Below are 17,047 nucleotides of genomic sequence, written 5' to 3' on the forward strand. Positions count from 1 at the left end.
GCTGGCCAAAAGTCAAAACTTGGACACGTATTGTATCAGAGGATTTTCCTCGGTTTGGTGGTCATAGCAAGAGCAAAACACCCGGTCCCATCCCGAACCCGGCCGTTAAGTGCCTTAGCGCCAATGGTACTGCGTCTCAAGACGTGGGAGAGTAGGTCACCGCCAAACCTAGAAAAATCCTCGCCTCTAAACAAATACTCACAACCGCGGGATGGAGCAGTCCGGTAGCTCGTCAGGCTCACCTCGGGTTGGTAAAGTTGCAGACTAAAATTAAACCGCTTCGGCCCTCGGTCGTGGCGGTTTTTTTGTTCGCGCTTCTGTCATGGAGTGCGGGGCAATTGCCACCTGGCCGAAGTTCAGGTGAACTTGCGGAAAAGTTTTGTCTGGTCGAACATGGCTTCAAGATCGTCCGTTCGCTCCTTCACGGTCGTCCACATCCTTTCCTGAAGGGCGGCGATCGTGCATTCGATCAGCATCAGCAAGGGCAGGCAGGAATCCCAAGCCGATGGCACAACGATCCGGCCCGAAAAGGTATTGCTGGCGATCCGATGGATCGGCGAGCGCCATTGATCGGTAAAGAGCACGATCTGAGCGTTCTTGCTCGCGCACATCTGGGCCATCTGCAGCGTGGTGTTCTCGTAGCGGCGGACATCGAACACGATCACCACGTCGCCTTGCTTGACGTCCAAAAGGTCCTGCGGCCAGGCGCCACTGTTCGAGACCAGACGCACGTTCGGGCGTATCATCTGCAGATGCAGATACAGATAATTGGCCAGCGCCGAGGTGATCCTCCCGCCGGCTATGTAGACGGTTCTTTCGGGCGTGCTGAGGAGTTGGCAGAGCTGATCGAAATCTTCGGGATTTACATCGTCCAGGCTGCGCTGCTGGTTGTCGAGCGCCTGCCGGGAATAGCGGTTGAGGATATGTTCATCCGGCAATTCGTGTTTCCAGACACTGCGCTTGGCAATGGGATCGGAAATCATTTCCTTCAATTCGCTGCGCAGGGCTGCTTGAAATTGGGGAAAGCCTTCGAATCCGGTTTTCTGCAACATGCGCGTAACCGTTGTGGTCGACACCGAGGCCGCGTCGGCAAGATCTGTGATGCTGCTCAGTCCGACGATCGGGTAATCGTCGAGCAGGGTATTCACCAACTGTCGCTCGGACGGCGTCATGGCATCGCGGTGTTCAAGGAGTCTGTCGGATACGGTCATGGATCAAGTTTCTGCATTTTTTTCGAATTGTCAAAAAAATCATCGCCCGCACACGCCTGAAAAAATCATGACGGAAAAAAATTGACAGGCCGAATGGTTTCGCAAATTATTTTCCATATGGAATCGCTTCAGATCTTTCAGACCGAACAGGTGGCGGATTTTGCCGAGGCTGTGCATGTCACGCCTCCAGCGAAAGCGCCTTATGCGATTGTGGTGTGCGAACATGCGTCTAACCGTGTTCCCGAGCCGCTCGAGGGGCTTGGCCTGGAGCGGGATGTCCTGAGCAGTCATGTCGCCTGGGATCCGGGGGCCTTGGGCGTGGCGCGGCATGTTGCGCAGCACTTGGGCGCCGTGCTGGTCAATGGCGCGATCTCGCGGCTGGTCTATGATTGCAACCGTCCGCCCGAGGCCGCCAGTGCGATCCCGGAAACAAGCGAAATATATGACATTCCCGGCAATCGGGGCTTGTCGGCCGAGGCGCGCGCAGTGCGGATCGCCAATGTCTACGCACCATTTTCGCGAGCTCTGACAAGTCAGCTGCGCAAATATGCCGGCACGCTCGAGCTGCTGGTGACGGTCCATAGTTTCACGCCGGTTTTTCATGGCCAGCCACGTCACGTCGAATTGGGCCTTTTGCACGGGCGGGATGCGGAATTTTGCCATGCGATGATGGCTCATCTGCCCACCCCTCCGTGCTACGACACACGGATCAACGAGCCATACTCCGCAGCGGATGGGGTGGCGCATACACTCGATCTGCACGGCTGCGACAACGGGCTGTGGAATGTGATGATCGAGATCCGCAACGATCTTATCCGCACTGCCGATCAGCAGGCCAAGATGGCCGCCTATCTTGTGGAGTGGATCACCGCCACGCTGCAAGACCTGCGCCAGACAGGGAGCGCGTCTTGAGGGTGTTGCTTGGTTTTGCCCGTGCGGTTGATGGCATGAACCGGCGCATCGGTCTTGTGGTGATGTATGGCATCTTCGTGCTGATGGCGATCCTGTTGTGGTCCTCGATCTCGAAGACGTTTTTCCTGCCGACGATCTGGACGCTGGAAATGGCGCAGTTCGCCATGGTGGCCTATTACATGCTGGGTGGTCCCTATGCGATGCTGGCCGGGGCGAATGTGCGCATGGACCTCTTCTATGGCAACTGGTCGCTCAGGCGAAAAGCGACGATTGATGTCATTACCGTTCTGTTCCTGCTCTTTTACCTGGGCGTCCTGCTCTATGGCGCGCTTGGATCGACGGCCTATTCGCTCGGTTATTGGGGAGATGCGCCGATCGCGTTCTTCACCGGCCTTATCACCGGCGCGGAAGAGGTCGGGCGGCTCGAACAATCGTCGACCGCATGGCGCCCCGTGATCTGGCCCATCAAGGTGATCATGATCTGCGGTCTGTTCCTGATGCTGCTGCAAGCCCTGTCCGAGATGGTCAAGGATATCGCGCGCGCCTTGGGACAGGACCTTCCGGAGCCGAAAACATGAGCCAAGAGTATATAGCGCTTTTCATGTTCGCCTCCATGATGCTGATGCTCTTCACCGGGCAACGCGTCTTTGGGGCCATTGGCGCTATCGCGGCGATTGCTGCACTGGCGCTGTGGGGGACGGGCGGGCAGGACATCCCGTTCTCGGCGGCGATGAAGCTGATGAAATGGTATCCGCTGCTGACGCTGCCGATGTTCATTTTCATGGGTTATGTGCTGTCGGAAAGCCGATTGGCGGACGATCTTTACCGGATGTTTCATGTCTGGTTCGGAAATGTCAGTGGCGGGCTGGCGATAGGTACGATCGGGCTGATGGTGCTGATTTCGGCGATGAACGGCCTGTCGGTGGCAGGTATGGCGATTGGGGCCACCATCGCGCTGCCGGAACTTCTCAAGCGCGGCTATGACAAGAAGATGGTCACCGGCGTCATTCAGGCGGGATCGTCTCTTGGGATCCTGGTGCCGCCTTCGGTGGTGCTGGTGCTTTATGCGATGATCGCGCGTCAGCCTGTCGGGCAGTTATGGCTTGCGGGCATTCTGCCGGGTCTGATGATGGCGGCCTTGTTCATCCTGTATATCTGGCTGCGTTGCCGGGTGAACCCCGCACTTGGGCCGGTCGCCGATGATCTGGCCGGTGTCAGCCGGGCCGAGAAGATCAGGCTGCTTGGGGCTGGGGTTCTGCCGTTGCTGATCTTTGCGTCGATGATGGTGCCATTCGTCAACGGGTGGACCTCGCTTGTCGAAAGCTCGGCGATTGGCGCGCTTGCGGCACTTGCGGCTTCCATCGTGAAGCGGCGGATGACCTTGCAGATATTTCACATCTGCACCAAGCAGACGCTTGCCATTTCATGCATGTTCATGTGGATCATTCTGGCGGCTCTCGGCTTTGGCGCGGTGTTCGACGGGCTTGGCGCGGTGAGGTCGATCGACGCCTTGTTTACCGAACAGCTGGGGCTTAACCCTTGGGTCATTCTGATCCTGATGCAGCTGTCGTTCATCGTGATGGGCACGTTCCTGGATGACACGGCCATGCTGGTGATTGTCGCCCCGCTTTACGTGCCTCTGGTGGGTGAATTGGGCTTTGATCTGATCTGGTATGGCGTCCTTTATACGATCACCACACAAATCGCCTATATGACGCCGCCATTCGGCTATAACCTGTTTCTGATGAAGGCGATGGCGCCGCCGGAAATCGGGTTGAGGGATATCTACACATCCATTGTCCCTTTCGTGGGGCTGATGATCCTGTCTTTGGCGATCATCATGATATTCCCGCAGATCGCATTGTGGCTGCCGGAATATGTTTACGGAAAATAACAAGAAGGCCGAAAGGCACGCAAAACCAGCACCTTATGGAGGTTGATATGACGAATACCACAAGACGGAAGTTTCTCTCGACGGCGGCTGTCGGTGCGGCGGCGGCCCCGCTTGCGGCGCCCGCATTGGCCCAAAGCACGATCACCTGGCGGATGCAGACCTATGCCGGTGCGGCACTGGCGGCGCATGTGATCGACCCGGCGATCGAGATGTTCAACAAGATCGCCGGCGACCGGATGCAGATCGAACTTTTCTATGCAGATCAATTGGTTCCGACCGGAGAATTGTTCCGGGCCATGCAGCGCGGCACGATCGATGCGGTGCAGTCTGATGATGACTCGATGGCCTCGCCGACGGATGTGACCGTTTTCGGAGGGTATTTCCCCTTCGCTTCACGCTATTCGCTGGATGTTCCGGTGCTGTTCAATCAGTACGGATTGAACGAAATCTGGGATGAACAGTACAGTGCCGTGGGGGTCAAGCACATCTCGGCGGGCGCATGGGATCCGTGCCATTTCGCGACCAAGGATCCGATCCGCAGTCTCGAGGACCTCAAGGGCAAGCGTGTCTTCACCTTCCCGACCGCGGGCCGCTTCCTGAGCCAGTTCGGCGTCGTGCCGGTGACCCTGCCGTGGGAAGATATCGAGGTTGCCGTGCAGACGGGCGAGCTGGATGGTATCGCCTGGTCCGGGATCACCGAATGCTACACTGTCGGTTGGGCGGATGTGACCAACTATTTCCTCACGAACAACATCTCGGGGGCATGGGCGGGATCGTTCTTTGCCAATATGGATCGCTGGAACGAACTTCCCGAAGACTTGCAGACGTTGTTCCGGGTCTGCTGTGAGCAGTCGCATTACTATCGCCAGTGGTGGTATTGGGGCGGTGAGGCGAACCTGCGGGTCAATGGAACCAAAATGGAACTGACCTCGGTTCCGGACGCAGAATGGGCACAGGTCGAGAACGCGGCTGTTGCCTTCTGGGATGAAGTGGCCGCCGAAGGCGAAGTCCAGGCGAAGGTCGTCGAGATCTTGCGCAAGTACAATGCCGACATGCAAAAGGCCGGGCGCCCCTATCGCTACGGATAACCCATGGCTCAATTCAGCGGGTGGGGTATTGCACCCCGCCCGCACCTATAGCATCGAACAGATCATGACATTCGAAGACCTCAAGACCGAAATCGCCGCAGCCCGTATCGATACGGTGCTGGTTTGCATGGTCGACATGCAGGGCCGTTTGCTGGGCAAACGGTTTCACGCCGAAGCCTTTCTGGAAATGGCAGAGCACGAGACCCATTGCTGCAATTACCTGTTGGCCACCGATCTGGCGATGTCCACGCCGGAAGGCTTTGCCGCGACCAGCTGGCAGAGCGGCTATGGCGATTATGTGATGAAGCCCGACCTGAGCACGCTGCGCCCTGTTCCCTGGCTTGAAGGAACGGCCATGTGCCTGTGTGATGTGCTGGATCACCACACCCATGAGCCGGTGCCGCATTCCCCGCGCGAGATGCTCAAGCGGCAGGTAGCGCGCGCCAAGGCGATGGGCTTTGACGCGATCATGGCGACGGAGCTCGAGTTTTTCCTGTTTCAGGGAACCCATGACGAGATCGCGCGCAATGGCTTCCACCTCAGCCCGATCTCGAATTACAACGAGGATTACCACATCTTCCAGACCACGAAGGAAGAGCCGATCATGCGCCCGATCCGCAACCATCTGCGGGCCATGGGCATTCCGGTGGAAGGATCGAAAGGCGAGGCCGAGGCCGGTCAGGAAGAGCTGAACATCAAATATGCCGATGCCTTGGCCACAGCCGATCACCACACCATTGCCAAGCACGGGATCAAGGAAATCGCGCATCTAAACGGGGCGGCTGCGTCGTTTCTGGCAAAATGGCATCATCAGCGCGTGGGCAGCGCCGCGCATGTGCATCAGTCGCTTTGGACTGCAGAGGGCAATGCCTTTTTCGATGCGGACCGTCCATTGGCCAAATCCGAAGTGATGGATCACTACATGGCGGGGCTGTTGAAATACGCCGCTGACTACACGTATTTCATGGCGCCCTACATCAACAGCTACAAGCGCTTTGCCAAGGGCACCTTTGCGCCCACGCAAATCGTCTGGTCGGTGGACAACCGCACAGCGGCGTTCCGTCTGTGTGGTGATGGCACCAAGGCGGTGCGTATCGAATGCCGCGTGCCGGGGGCGGATATGAACCCCTATCTGGCGCAGGCCGCGATGCTGGCCGCGGGGCTCAAGGGCATCGAGGATAAGTTGCCACTGCCCGAGCCGTTCAAGGGCGATGCCTATGCCGATGGTGTGGCGAGCTATATTCCCGGAACGCTGCGCGATGCCTGCGAGGCGCTGACCGGGTCCGAGATGCTGCGCGAGGCCTTTGGGCCGGAGGTGGTCACGCATTACGCGCGCGCCGCCACATTGGAAATCGAAGATTTCAACCGCGTGGTCACCGACTACGAAATCGCCAGAGGGCTGGAAAAAGCATGACCTTGTTGCGCTGTATCTCACCGATCGACGGATCGGTTTTTGCCGAACGCGAGACCCTGTCACCGGATGCGGCGTGCAGCGCCATCGACCGTGTGCGCGCCGCACAGGCGCAGTGGGCCGCGCGCCCCCTGCAGGACAGGATCGACCTTGTGATGGCCGGTGTGGCCGCCGTGGGGGCCATGACCGACGAGATCGTGCCGGAACTTGCGCGCATGATGGGCCGCCCTATCCGCTATGGAGGGGAATTCGGCGGCTTCAATGAGCGCGCGTCCTATATGGCCGAGATCGCGAAAGACGCGCTGGCCGATATCGCGGTTGGCGAGGATGCGACCTTCAAGCGCTATATCAAGCGCGTGCCGCATGGCGTGGTGCTGGTGGTGGCGCCGTGGAACTATCCCTATATGACGGCGATCAATACCGTCGCCCCGGCGCTGATTGCAGGAAACACGGTTGTGTTGAAGCACGCGACCCAAACGCTGCTGGTGGGCGAGCGGATGGCACGGGCTTTCCATTCAGCAGGCGTGCCCGAGGATGTGTTCATGAACGTGTTTCTGGATCACCAGACCACGTCGGGGCTGATTGCGCAGAATGCCTTTGATTTCGTGAACTTCACCGGGTCTGTTGCGGGCGGCGCCGAGATGGAGCGCGCGGCGGCTGGCACGTTCACCGGGGTGGCCACGGAATTGGGAGGCAAGGATCCCGGTTATGTGATGGAGGATGCCGATCTGGATGCGGCGGTCGACACGCTGATCGACGGGGCGATGTTCAATTCAGGGCAATGCTGCTGCGGGATCGAGCGGATCTATGTTCACGAAAGCCTGTATGATGCCTTTGTGGAGAAGGCGGTGGGGATCGTGAAGGGCTACAAGCTAGGCAATCCGCTTGACCCCGAGACCACCCTTGGGCCGATGGCCAATATCCGCTTTGCCGCCGAGGTGCGCGCGCAGATCGCCGAGGCGGTGGCCGAAGGCGCAACCGCGCATATCGAGACCTTTGCGGAAGATGACGGCGCGGCGTATCTGACGCCGCAGATCCTGACCGGTGTCACGCATGAGATGCGGGTGATGCGCGATGAAAGCTTCGGACCTGTCGTGGGGATTATGAAAGTGTCCTCCGATGAGGAGGCGATCGCGCTGATGAACGACAGCGAATTCGGCCTGACGGCCAGCCTCTGGACCGCTGATGTGGCGCGGGCCGAGCGCGTCGGTGACCGGATTGAAACAGGCACGGTTTTCATGAACCGGGCCGATTACCTTGACCCGGGCCTGTGCTGGACCGGATGCAAGAACACGGGCCGGGGGGGTGGTTTGTCCGTCATCGGCTATCACAATCTGACCCGACCGAAATCCTATCATCTCAAGAAGGTGACGACATGAGCCCCTCTGCAAACTGGTCTTACCCCACCGCAATCCGCTTTGGCGCGGGCCGTATCAAGGAACTGGCCGAGGCCTGCAAGGCCGCCGGCATCCAGCGCCCGCTGCTGGTGACCGACCGGGGGCTGGCGGCGCTGCCTGTCACGCAGACGGCCCTTGATGTGCTGGAAGCGGCGGGCATGGGCCGCGCGCTTTTCGCGGACGTGGACCCGAACCCGAACGAGATCAATCTGGCCGCCGGTGTCGCCGCCTTCCGCGAGGGCGGGCATGACGGGGTTGTGGCCTTTGGCGGCGGCTCGGGGCTGGACCTTGGCAAGATGGTGGCTTTCATGGCGGGGCAAACGCGCCCTCTTTGGGATTTCGAGGATATCGGCGATTGGTGGACGCGCGCGGATGCCGATGCGATCTATCCCAATGTGGCGGTGCCCACGACGGCCGGCACCGGCTCGGAGGTGGGGCGCGCCAGCGTCGTGACCAATTCGCAGACGCAGGAAAAGAAAATCATTTTCCATCCCAAGGTGTTGCCGTCTGTGGTGATCGCCGACCCTGAGCTGACCGTGGGCATGCCGGCCTTCGTTACCGCAGGCACCGGGCTTGATGCGTTCGCCCATTGTGTCGAGGCGTTCTCGAGCCCGCATTACCACCCGATGAGCCAGGGGATCGCGGTCGAGGGGATGCGTCTGGTGATCGAGAACCTGCCAAAGGCCTATGCCACGCCCGATGACATGCTTGCGCGTGCGAACATGATGTCGGCAGCGATGATGGGGGCGACGGCGTTTCAGAAGGGACTGGGGGCGATTCACGCGCTCAGCCATCCGATCGGGGCGATGCATCATACGCATCACGGCACCACGAACGCGGTCTGCATGCCCGCCGTGCTGCGCCTGAATGCGCCGGCGATCCGCGACCGGTTTGATGCGGTTGCGGGGTATTTGGGCGTTGATGGCGGCTTTGAGGGGTTTTGCGCCTTCGTGGACGGTTTCAACGAGGGGTTCGACATCCCGAGGCATCTGTCGGGACTGGGCGTCACCGATCCGGATATCGACCGGCTGGTCAAGGGCGCGCTGAGCGATCCGAGTTGCGGCGGCAATCCGGTGCCACTGAACGAAGAGAACACGCGGGCCTTGTTCGAAGCGGTGCTCTGACACAGCAACAGAAGTCGGGAGAAAGAAGCGGGCGCGCTCAAGCGCCCGTTTTCTATTGTGCGATACGATCCCTGAGCCGTGACCGTGATGCTTCTTTGGGAGGTTTATGACCCGCTGCGAAATATAATTGCAGAAAAATGGCAAAAATATTTCGTTAACTATTGTTAACCATTTTCGACGGCGTATCTCTGCACCTCTTATGTAACGAGTGAAGTGGAGTTTAACTGTGAGACTAGGTCCTACTTTGATCCAAACGTCAGTTTTCGCACTGCTGGCGTCGACCGCGATTGCGAATGGCACTGACGAAGTCCCTGACGACGTGATTGCGGCACAACGTGCTGCGTTGGCAGAAACCACGGCGAATGTTGGCTTTGGGCCGCAAGCCCCGCGCGACCTGCGCACGCTTGAGGGTGAAAACCTGAGGGTTTTTTCGAAGGCACCTGCTCATACACAGATGAACCTGTGCAACATCCATTTTCATGAAGGCGCCGAACATGCTGGCGGCGAGTTCACTACATTTCTGGGCAATGGCGATGGCGAAGGCTTTGGCACCGGATTTGGCTATGATGGAGAACTGACCGAGGCGGAGCTTCGCCCGCTCGATACGCCGATTGGCAAAGGTGAAAAGGGCCTTCTTGAGTCGGGTGACACGATCGAAGTGCATTATGTGCATACCACCGCTCAAATCGAGCCGGGCCCGACGCTTGGCGCCTGCCTGGATGATGAAACCGGCAACCCGCAACTGCGCGTCGAAACCCAGGTGATGGTGCTGGTCAATGACGATGCCGCGCTGGACTTCGCCGAGCTTGCCGCCGTTTCACAAGTGAACGGTTACTGGCAGGCGCCGAATATTCCGACGGATACCGGCACGCCAATCGGCTATCTTGGGTCGACCACTGGACCCAGCTATAATGAGCAGGGTTCGCCGTTTCAGGTGACCTGGTCAGTGCGCCCCGAGGTCATCAAGGTGAGCATCGCCAGCCTTGCGGCTTGGTATGACAACAACATCTTTGAAGAAGACCATGCGCATGGTGTGCGCAATCTGGTGCTGAACCGCGCTTTGCTGGCGCCTATTCCGAACTAAGCATTGGTCTTGGACGATCACAGGAAGGGCACGCGCGCTGCGTGCCCTTTTTGCGTGCCGGTCATATCCGCCTGTGGGGCAGGGGAGCGCTGCGCCAACGTCGAAATCAAAGGTTTTCAGCGATCAGGATTTCCGTCCTGATCCGTTCCTGTGATGCCAGAGTCGTACGGTTTTCGCATTGCGCGCGCAGGATGCGCACCGCGCTGCGGACAAGATGGCCGGGATCCTGATGAATGACCGCGTCGATCTTGGCTTTGCGAAGGGCCTGTTCGGTGGAGGGCGTGCGCTCGTGCGCGATCGTAACACGGCCTGTGGTGGCGTTCAATGCGCGGGCCACCTCGATCGGAATGCGGGCCTCGGCGCCCATGAAGTAGAGGCCTACGACATCGTCACGAGCCTGCAACGCATTGCGCAGAACGTGCTGCGCGCGGCCGGGATCGCCATGGGTTTCGAGTGTCGGCAGGGTTCTCAGATCCGGGTAATTGCGATAGATCACCGCATCGAAACCCAACCTGCGCTCCAGACTGTCGCGCGATTGGGTCGTTTCGGTGAGCACGATGATCGATCCTTGGACAGGTCCCAGAAAACGCGCGAGAAGCCGGCCGGCCGTGGCGCCCGCAGCGCGGTTGTCGATGCCCACGAAGTCCCCCGTGCCGTAGGAGTGCTGGTTGGCAACGAAAGGCAGGGTCCTGATGCCGCGTTCGCGCATCCGCAACAGGGCATCGCGGATTTGTGGCGTTTCGGGCGCCATGATCGCGATCCCGTCGATATCGTCCAATGACAGTCGCGACAGGACGTGCGCGGCCTTGTGCGGGTCACGATCGTCAAGGCGGATGACCTTGGCTTCGATCATCTCGGCGCGGCCTGCGGTGTCGAATTCCCGGATCCGATCTATGATTTCTTCGAGAAATTCATCGCCGGAACGGGGCAGGGCAAAAGCGAACCTGTAGCCTTTTTGCCGAGCCAGAGTGGCGGCGACCTGATTGCGCTGGAAGCCCAGCCGTTCAATCGCGTCATTGACGGCTTCGACCGTCTTTTGCCGAACGCCCGCACGCCCATTGAGCACCCGATCCACTGTGGCGAGGCTGACGCCAGCCGCTTTTGCAAGATCTTTCGTGGTCGGGCGCATTGGGGCGAATATCCCTATTTCCAGAGGTTTATGCAAGATTATCGCTCAGATTTTTGGCAAGGGCAATCACATTTGAGGTGCGTACCTCAGAAATACCTTGAAATGAGGTGCGCACCTCATTTACGACTTCGGGCAGTCGAGTCGCGGCAGGAGGGCCGTGATGGACCAAATGGGAGGATTTCCGAATGAAGACCAAACATCTGATGTCGGCTGCCGTTTCTGCGCTGATCGCAGGCGGTGCCGCCACATCCGCGACCGCCGAAGATCTGACGCTTTGCTGGGCCGCTTGGGATCCCGCAAATGCGCTTGTCGAGCTGTCCAAGGATTTCGAGGCGCAGTCTGGCCACACGATGAATTTCGAGTTCGTGCCGTGGACCTCGTTTGCCGACCGCATGCTGAACGAGCTGAATTCGGGTGGTCAGCTTTGTGACCTGATGATCGGCGACAGCCAATGGATCGGTGGTGGTGCCGAGAATGGCCACTACGTCAAGCTGAACGACTTTTTCGATGCCAATAACATCGACATGGCGGATTTCATTCCCGCGACCGTGACCGGTTATGCGGAATGGCCCAAAAACACCCCCAATTACTATGCGCTGCCGGCCTTTGGTGACGTGGTGGGCTGGACCTATCGCAAGGATTGGTTCGAGCGCCCCGAGATCGCGGCCGAATTCAAGGAAAAATACGGTCGTGACCTTGGCGTTCCGGGCACTCTGGAAGAGTTGAAGGATATCGCCCAGTTCTTCCAGGGCCGTGAGATCGATGGCACCACCGTCTATGGCGCGGCGATCTATACCGAGCGCGGTTCCGAAGGGATCACCATGGGCGTGACCAATGCGCTCTATAACTACGGGTTCCTCTACGAGAACCCCGAAAAGCCCTATGATCTGGAAGGTTTCGTGAATTCCGAGGGCGCTATTGCGGGCCTCGAATTCTACAAGGAGCTTTACGACACGGCGACGCCTCCGGGGTCGTCCAACTGGTATATGGGCGAGAATATCGACGCCTATAGATCGGGGCAGGTGGCGCTGCAGATGAACTTTGCCTTCATCTGGCCGGGCGTCGAGGCCGATCCCAATGTCGGCGGCGGCAAGTCTGGTTATTTCCCCAACCCGGCCGGTCCGGCGGGCCAGTTTGCCCAGCTGGGCGGTCAGGGGATCTCGGTCGTGGCCTATTCCGAAAAGCAGGATGCCGCGCTTGAGTATATCAAATGGTTCGCGCAACCCGAGATTCAGGCCCGCTGGTGGGAGCTGGGTGGATATTCTGCACTGCGCGCGGTGGTGGAAGATCCGGGCTTTGCCGCTAGCCAGCCTTATGCGCAGACCTTCCTCGACAGTATGGCCATCGTGAAGGACTTCTGGGCCGAACCTGCTTATGCCGACCTGTTGCTGCCCATGCAGGAGCGCATCCACAACTACGTGATCGCCGGCGAAGGCACGGCGCAAGAAGCGCTGGACGGTCTGGTGCGCGACTGGATCGAAGTCTTCGAGGACGAAGGCAAGCTGTAAGGCTGATGCCTGTCGGCGCCTTGGCGCGCTGACATTCCCCGGCCGCCCGCAGCGGGTGGCCGGGACATCTTTCCGCATCAAGCAAGACGCGCAGATCTGCTGTGGGTCATGGGGCAAGACCAATGACAGACACACCCATCGACAAGGCCGCGCAAGCCACGCCCGAGCCACTGGCACGCCGCATTCGCGGCTTGTCGGATCGCAGCATTGCCTGGATCTTCGTGGCGCCGACGATCTTTCTGTTGCTGGCCGTCAATATCTTTCCGCTGATCTGGACGATCCGCCTGAGCTTTACCGATTACCGCGTGAACCGACCCAACCGCGAGGTGGAATGGGTGGGCTTGCGCAATTACGAACGTATTCTGACGGATCCGGATGTCTGGGCGACGATGCAGGCAACCGCGCATTTTCTGATATGGACCATCGTTCTGCAGGTTCTGATCGGCTTTGCGCTGGCGTATCTCATCAACAAGAAATTCCGGGGAAACGATCTTTGGACCACGATCATCGTCTTTCCGATGATGCTGTCGCCCGCGGTTGTGGGTAATTTCTGGACGTTCCTCTATCAGCCACAGATCGGCTTGTTCAACTACGTGATCGCTTTCTTCACCGGCGCTGACCCGGCCAGTTTCTCGATGATCGGGGATGTGCATCTTGCGCCCTGGGCCATCGTGATCGCCGATACCTGGATGTGGACACCCTTTGTCATGCTGATCTGTCTGGCGGGTCTGCGGTCGATTCCGGATAGCATATACGAGGCCGCCGAATGCGACCGCGCCAGCAAGTGGCGGCAGTTCTGGACGATCACGGTGCCGATGGTGCTGCCGTTCCTGATGTTGGCGGTCCTGTTTCGGGGGATCGAGAATTTCAAGATGTTCGATCTGGTGGTCCAGCTGACGGGCGGCGGACCAGGCAACACGACAACCCTGACCTCGATCGACCTCAAGCGTGAAGCGTTCGAGAAGTGGCGCACGGGCTACTCATCGGCCTATGCGGTGATCCTTTTCGTGACCGTGTTCGGGCTTGCCTCGATCTATGTGAAAGCGCTGAACAAGGTGAAAGAACGATGAGCTTTTCGGTCACAGAAGCGTCCGGGCGGACCAAGTGGATCGCGTGCATCCTTGTCGTGGGCTATGCGCTGATCACCATTGCGCCGCTCGTGTGGATCATTGCGACCGGGTTCAAGAGCGGCCCCGACTCCATCGCCTATCCGCCCAAAGTGGTGTTCGAGCCGTCGCTGGAGGGGTATGTGAACCTTTTTACCGACCGGACCCGCGCCACCGAGGACATGCTGGAGGAAGCCGGCCCCCCGGAGACATGGTATGACCAGATCGCACGCGATCAGGGCACGATCATCACCGGCCCGTCACGCTATGGCGAACGGTTCCTGAACTCGGTGATCATCGGTTTTGGCTCAACCGCGCTTTGCATGCTGCTCGGGACGGCGGCGGCCTATGCGTTCAGCCGGTTTCGTGTGCCGCTCAAGGATGATCTGATGTTCTTCATCCTGAGCACGCGGATGATGCCGCCGATTGCCGTGGCGATCCCCATATTCCTGATGTTCCGGCAATTGGGGCTGAACGACACGCATCTGGGCATGATCCTGCTTTACACGGCGGTCAACCTGTCGCTGTCGGTCTGGCTGCTCAAGGGCTTTATCGACGAGATCCCGGTCGAATACGAAGAGGCGGCGTTGATCGACGGCTACACCCGGTTTCAGGCGTTCTACAAGGTCGTGCTGCCGCAGGCGGCCACGGGCATCGCCTCGACCGCCATCTTTTGTCTGATCTTTGCGTGGAATGAATACGCTTTTGCGGTGCTGCTCACGTCGGGGACCGCCCAGACCGCACCGCCTTTCATCCCGACGATCATCGGCACATCGGGCAAGGACTGGCCCGCCGTCGCCGCCGGAGCGACGATATTCCTCGTGCCGGTGATGGTCTTCACCATCCTGCTGCGCAAACACCTGCTGCGTGGGATCACATTCGGAGCGGTGCGCAAATGAGCGGTTTCATAAAAGGATTGCTGAGATTGCGCCGTGGTCCTTGGGAAATGGTGGCATCGGTCCTGATCGCGGCCGGCGTGGTGATGCTGATGCAGCCCATCTGGATCACGCTTTATACATGGTCCTTTGTCATCACGTTGACCGGCACGGTGATGTTCATCATCGTCAGCCATTTCCCGGAGTAACCCATGGCACAGATCAGAATTGAAAACGTGCGCAAGGAATTCGGGTCGTTCACCGCTGTCCAGTCTTCGACATTCACGATCGAGGATGGCGAATTCTTCATGCTGCTGGGGCCGTCGGGCTGCGGCAAGACGACAACCTTGAGGATGATGGCCGGGTTGGAGCTGCCGACATCGGGTCAGATCTATATCGACGGCGAAGAGGTGGGCCAGAAACCCGCAAGCCAGCGTGATATCGCGTTTGTCTTCCAGATGTTCGCGCTTTACCCGCATATGAACGTGCGTGGCAACATCAGCTATCCGCTCAAAAGTCAGGGGATGCCGTCGGGCCAGATCAAGGCAAAAGTAGCCGAGGTGGCCGAGATTTTGGGAATCTCCGACATTCTGGACAGGCCGGTTGGGGGATTGTCGGGCGGGGATCGTCAGCGCGTGGCCCTTGGCCGTGCGATCGTGCGCGATCCCAAAGCGTTCTTCATGGACGAACCGCTTGGTGCGCTGGATGCGGAATTTCGCGAGCGCATGTCCGAAGAGCTGCGCGCGCTGCATGATCGGATGAACGCAACAACCGTCTATGTGACGCATGATCAACTCGAGGCCATGCAGATGGGCGACAAGATCGTCGTGATGAACCACGGGGTCGTGGAGCAGTTCGGCGTTCCGCAGGATATCTATGACTGGCCCGCCACCAGATTCGTGGCCCAGTTCATCGGATCGCCGCCGATGAATTTTCTGGAGTTCGAGGGCATGATCGGCGCAGGACAAGATGAGGTCCGGCTTGGCGATGCCACGATCGGCATGCCGCGGAGCATCGATGGCAGGGCTGGAAAATTAACGCTTGGAGTGCGGCCGGAGCATGTGAGGCTGGATGACAGTGCCGCATATCGCGGCAGGGTGCTGGCGACGGAATATCTTGGCACAACGCAGATCGTGACGCTGGAGACCGCGCATGGAGCGGTGAAGGTGCGCGTTCCAAGCAGTGATCGGGTGACGCTCGGGGCGACAACCGGCTTGCGGTTCGATGAGCGCACCATCACGCTGTTTGAAAATGACCACGGGCGCGCCCTCACATCAGAGGCAAACAGGAGGGTGCTGGGTCATGGCTGAAGTCTGTCTGACAGGGATCACCAAGCGCTTTGGCAAGGACGTGGCTCTTGACGATGTCACGATGACCATACCCGATGGCTCGTTCGTTGTGCTGCTTGGTCCGACAGGAGCGGGCAAGACGACCACGTTGCGGATGGTATCGGGATTGGATGCACCCGATCAGGGCCGGATCACCATCGGTGGGCATGATATGGCCGGATTGACGCCGGCGCAGCGTGATGTGGCCATGGTGTTTCAGCAATATTCGCTCTATCCGCATATGACGGTGCGGCAAAACCTTGAATTCCCTCTGAAATCTCCGATCCTGCGCACGCCGCAGACCGATATCGACCGCAAGGTCGCCGAGATCGCCGAGATCCTGCAAATCTCGTCCAAGCTGGACAACAAGGCGACGGCGCTGTCGGGGGGCGAAATGCAGCGCGTGTCGATCGGGCGTGCGCTCGTGCGCAATCCGTCGGTCTATCTGATGGATGAGCCGCTGAGTTCGCTGGATGCCAAGCTGCGCGCTGATCTTCGGCTGGAGCTGAAATCGATTCAGGCGGATTCGGGCGCGACGTTGCTTTACGTGACGCACGATCAGATCGAGGCGATGACGATGGCGACCCATGTGGGTGTTCTGGACAAGGGCCGGTTGGTGCAGTTCGGATCGCCCCGCCAGATCTATGAGAACCCGGTCAGCATATATGCGGCCAGCCGTCTGGGGCAGCCGCGCATCAACGTCCTTCCGGCGGATATCTTTGGCGGGGCGCCGTCGGGGGCGGCCAGCATCGGGCTGCGCCCTGAACAGATCGTGCAGGGCGAGGGGGAGGAAAGTCTTGTCCAGAGAGTCGAGCATCTGGGCGATCAAACGCGTCTGCATCTGACCTGCAAGTCGCATGACATCATCACTGTCACCGACGCGCATACCGAACTGAAACCGGGCGATATCGTCAGGATACGCCCGAGAAATCCATTCTATTTCGACGCAACCGGCGCGCGTCTGGCCTGAGGGAGGGAAC

General features: G+C 59.2%; 16 protein-coding genes and 1 rRNA gene. 15 read left to right on the forward strand and 2 right to left on the reverse strand.

Annotated elements, in window-relative coordinates; all coding sequences use genetic code 11:
• Nucleotides 1-53 precede the first annotated feature (53 nt).
• Nucleotides 54-168, forward strand: a 5S ribosomal RNA gene (rrf, locus tag RAZWK3B_RS16140).
• A 188-nt stretch (nt 169-356) separates the two neighbouring features.
• On the opposite strand, the gene RAZWK3B_RS16145 is transcribed toward rrf, so the two are convergent.
• Nucleotides 357-1,211: a MurR/RpiR family transcriptional regulator gene (locus tag RAZWK3B_RS16145; protein WP_007817011.1), complete on the reverse strand. Its 855-nt coding sequence runs from the start codon at nt 1,209-1,211 to the stop codon at nt 357-359.
• A 93-nt stretch (nt 1,212-1,304) separates the two neighbouring features.
• On the opposite strand from RAZWK3B_RS16145, the gene RAZWK3B_RS16150 reads away from it, so the two are divergent.
• From RAZWK3B_RS16150 to RAZWK3B_RS16185, 8 genes are all read left to right on the forward strand, one after another.
• Nucleotides 1,305-2,123 carry an N-formylglutamate amidohydrolase gene (locus RAZWK3B_RS16150; protein WP_007817012.1) on the forward strand — a complete coding sequence of 273 codons (819 nt, stop codon included), beginning with the start codon at nt 1,305-1,307 and terminating at the stop codon, nt 2,121-2,123.
• A 35-nt stretch (nt 2,124-2,158) separates the two neighbouring features.
• Nucleotides 2,159-2,701, forward strand: a complete 543-nt coding sequence (locus tag RAZWK3B_RS16155; RefSeq protein WP_050774261.1) for a TRAP transporter small permease subunit — start codon at nt 2,159-2,161, stop codon at nt 2,699-2,701.
• Nucleotides 2,698-4,017: a TRAP transporter large permease gene (locus tag RAZWK3B_RS16160; protein ID WP_007817016.1), complete on the forward strand. Its 1,320-nt coding sequence runs from the start codon at nt 2,698-2,700 to the stop codon at nt 4,015-4,017. The genes RAZWK3B_RS16155 and RAZWK3B_RS16160 overlap by 4 nt, the downstream gene beginning before the upstream one ends.
• A gap of 47 nt (nt 4,018-4,064) precedes the next feature.
• Nucleotides 4,065-5,105 carry a TRAP transporter substrate-binding protein gene (locus RAZWK3B_RS16165; protein ID WP_037296094.1) on the forward strand — a complete coding sequence of 347 codons (1,041 nt, stop codon included), beginning with the start codon at nt 4,065-4,067 and terminating at the stop codon, nt 5,103-5,105.
• Nucleotides 5,106-5,169: 64 nt separating this feature from the next.
• Entirely contained in the window at nt 5,170-6,519 is a 1,350-nt protein-coding gene (locus tag RAZWK3B_RS16170; RefSeq protein ID WP_037296117.1) for a glutamine synthetase family protein, read from the forward strand.
• Nucleotides 6,516-7,895 carry an aldehyde dehydrogenase family protein gene (locus RAZWK3B_RS16175; protein WP_007817021.1) on the forward strand — a complete coding sequence of 460 codons (1,380 nt, stop codon included), beginning with the start codon at nt 6,516-6,518 and terminating at the stop codon, nt 7,893-7,895. The genes RAZWK3B_RS16170 and RAZWK3B_RS16175 overlap by 4 nt, the downstream gene beginning before the upstream one ends.
• The gene (locus tag RAZWK3B_RS16180) at nt 7,892-9,037 is read left to right on the forward strand and encodes an iron-containing alcohol dehydrogenase (protein WP_007817023.1); all 1,146 of its coding nucleotides are present in this window, start codon (nt 7,892-7,894) and stop codon (nt 9,035-9,037) included. Before RAZWK3B_RS16175 ends, RAZWK3B_RS16180 begins: the two co-directional genes overlap by 4 nt.
• Nucleotides 9,038-9,281: 244 nt before the next feature.
• Nucleotides 9,282-10,121, forward strand: coding sequence for a delta-class carbonic anhydrase (locus RAZWK3B_RS16185; RefSeq protein ID WP_007817025.1), 840 nt, complete (start codon nt 9,282-9,284; stop codon nt 10,119-10,121).
• A 106-nt stretch (nt 10,122-10,227) separates the two neighbouring features.
• Here RAZWK3B_RS16185 and RAZWK3B_RS16190 read toward each other — a convergent pair whose 3' ends face one another.
• The gene (locus tag RAZWK3B_RS16190; protein WP_007817027.1) at nt 10,228-11,250 is read right to left on the reverse strand and encodes a LacI family DNA-binding transcriptional regulator; all 1,023 of its coding nucleotides are present in this window, start codon (nt 11,248-11,250) and stop codon (nt 10,228-10,230) included.
• A gap of 185 nt (nt 11,251-11,435) precedes the next feature.
• Between RAZWK3B_RS16190 and RAZWK3B_RS16195 the strand changes: the two genes are divergently transcribed.
• From RAZWK3B_RS16195 to RAZWK3B_RS16220, 6 genes are all read left to right on the forward strand, one after another.
• Nucleotides 11,436-12,758, forward strand: a complete 1,323-nt coding sequence (locus RAZWK3B_RS16195) for an ABC transporter substrate-binding protein (RefSeq protein WP_007817028.1) — start codon at nt 11,436-11,438, stop codon at nt 12,756-12,758.
• 122 nt (nt 12,759-12,880) lie between these two features.
• Nucleotides 12,881-13,828 carry a carbohydrate ABC transporter permease gene (locus RAZWK3B_RS16200; RefSeq protein WP_007817030.1) on the forward strand — a complete coding sequence of 316 codons (948 nt, stop codon included), beginning with the start codon at nt 12,881-12,883 and terminating at the stop codon, nt 13,826-13,828.
• A complete protein-coding gene (locus tag RAZWK3B_RS16205) occupies nt 13,825-14,763 on the forward strand; it encodes a carbohydrate ABC transporter permease (RefSeq protein ID WP_007817032.1) in 939 nt (312 codons plus the stop codon). The genes RAZWK3B_RS16200 and RAZWK3B_RS16205 overlap by 4 nt, the downstream gene beginning before the upstream one ends.
• On the forward strand, nt 14,760-14,948 hold the full coding sequence (locus RAZWK3B_RS16210; RefSeq protein ID WP_037296095.1) for a hypothetical protein: 189 nt from the start codon (nt 14,760-14,762) through the stop codon (nt 14,946-14,948). The genes RAZWK3B_RS16205 and RAZWK3B_RS16210 overlap by 4 nt, the downstream gene beginning before the upstream one ends.
• A gap of 3 nt (nt 14,949-14,951) precedes the next feature.
• Nucleotides 14,952-16,049, forward strand: a complete 1,098-nt coding sequence (locus RAZWK3B_RS16215; RefSeq protein WP_007817036.1) for an ABC transporter ATP-binding protein — start codon at nt 14,952-14,954, stop codon at nt 16,047-16,049.
• On the forward strand, nt 16,042-17,037 hold the full coding sequence (locus RAZWK3B_RS16220) for an ABC transporter ATP-binding protein (RefSeq protein ID WP_007817038.1): 996 nt from the start codon (nt 16,042-16,044) through the stop codon (nt 17,035-17,037). Before RAZWK3B_RS16215 ends, RAZWK3B_RS16220 begins: the two co-directional genes overlap by 8 nt.
• The last annotated feature ends 10 nt before the right edge of the window (nt 17,038-17,047 follow it).

Origin of the sequence: Roseobacter sp. AzwK-3b, assembly GCF_000170875.1 — a bacterium.
GTDB lineage: Bacteria > Pseudomonadota > Alphaproteobacteria > Rhodobacterales > Rhodobacteraceae > Roseovarius > Roseovarius litoreus.

What these genes read in the sequence shown, in the direction of transcription:
- RAZWK3B_RS16145 (WP_007817011.1), bottom strand. Translation starts at nt 1,211, where the DNA reads ATGACCGTATCCGACAGACTCCTTGAACACCGCGATGCCATGACGCCG.
- RAZWK3B_RS16150 (WP_007817012.1), top strand. Translation starts at nt 1,305, where the DNA reads ATGGTTTCGCAAATTATTTTCCATATGGAATCGCTTCAGATCTTTCAG.
- RAZWK3B_RS16155 (WP_050774261.1), top strand. Translation starts at nt 2,159, where the DNA reads ATGAACCGGCGCATCGGTCTTGTGGTGATGTATGGCATCTTCGTGCTG.
- RAZWK3B_RS16160 (WP_007817016.1), top strand. Translation starts at nt 2,698, where the DNA reads ATGAGCCAAGAGTATATAGCGCTTTTCATGTTCGCCTCCATGATGCTG.
- RAZWK3B_RS16165 (WP_037296094.1), top strand. Translation starts at nt 4,065, where the DNA reads ATGACGAATACCACAAGACGGAAGTTTCTCTCGACGGCGGCTGTCGGT.
- RAZWK3B_RS16170 (WP_037296117.1), top strand. Translation starts at nt 5,170, where the DNA reads ATGACATTCGAAGACCTCAAGACCGAAATCGCCGCAGCCCGTATCGAT.
- RAZWK3B_RS16175 (WP_007817021.1), top strand. Translation starts at nt 6,516, where the DNA reads ATGACCTTGTTGCGCTGTATCTCACCGATCGACGGATCGGTTTTTGCC.
- RAZWK3B_RS16180 (WP_007817023.1), top strand. Translation starts at nt 7,892, where the DNA reads ATGAGCCCCTCTGCAAACTGGTCTTACCCCACCGCAATCCGCTTTGGC.
- RAZWK3B_RS16190 (WP_007817027.1), bottom strand. Translation starts at nt 11,250, where the DNA reads ATGCGCCCGACCACGAAAGATCTTGCAAAAGCGGCTGGCGTCAGCCTC.
- RAZWK3B_RS16195 (WP_007817028.1), top strand. Translation starts at nt 11,436, where the DNA reads ATGAAGACCAAACATCTGATGTCGGCTGCCGTTTCTGCGCTGATCGCA.
- RAZWK3B_RS16200 (WP_007817030.1), top strand. Translation starts at nt 12,881, where the DNA reads ATGACAGACACACCCATCGACAAGGCCGCGCAAGCCACGCCCGAGCCA.
- RAZWK3B_RS16205 (WP_007817032.1), top strand. Translation starts at nt 13,825, where the DNA reads ATGAGCTTTTCGGTCACAGAAGCGTCCGGGCGGACCAAGTGGATCGCG.
- RAZWK3B_RS16210 (WP_037296095.1), top strand. Translation starts at nt 14,760, where the DNA reads ATGAGCGGTTTCATAAAAGGATTGCTGAGATTGCGCCGTGGTCCTTGG.
- RAZWK3B_RS16215 (WP_007817036.1), top strand. Translation starts at nt 14,952, where the DNA reads ATGGCACAGATCAGAATTGAAAACGTGCGCAAGGAATTCGGGTCGTTC.
- RAZWK3B_RS16220 (WP_007817038.1), top strand. Translation starts at nt 16,042, where the DNA reads ATGGCTGAAGTCTGTCTGACAGGGATCACCAAGCGCTTTGGCAAGGAC.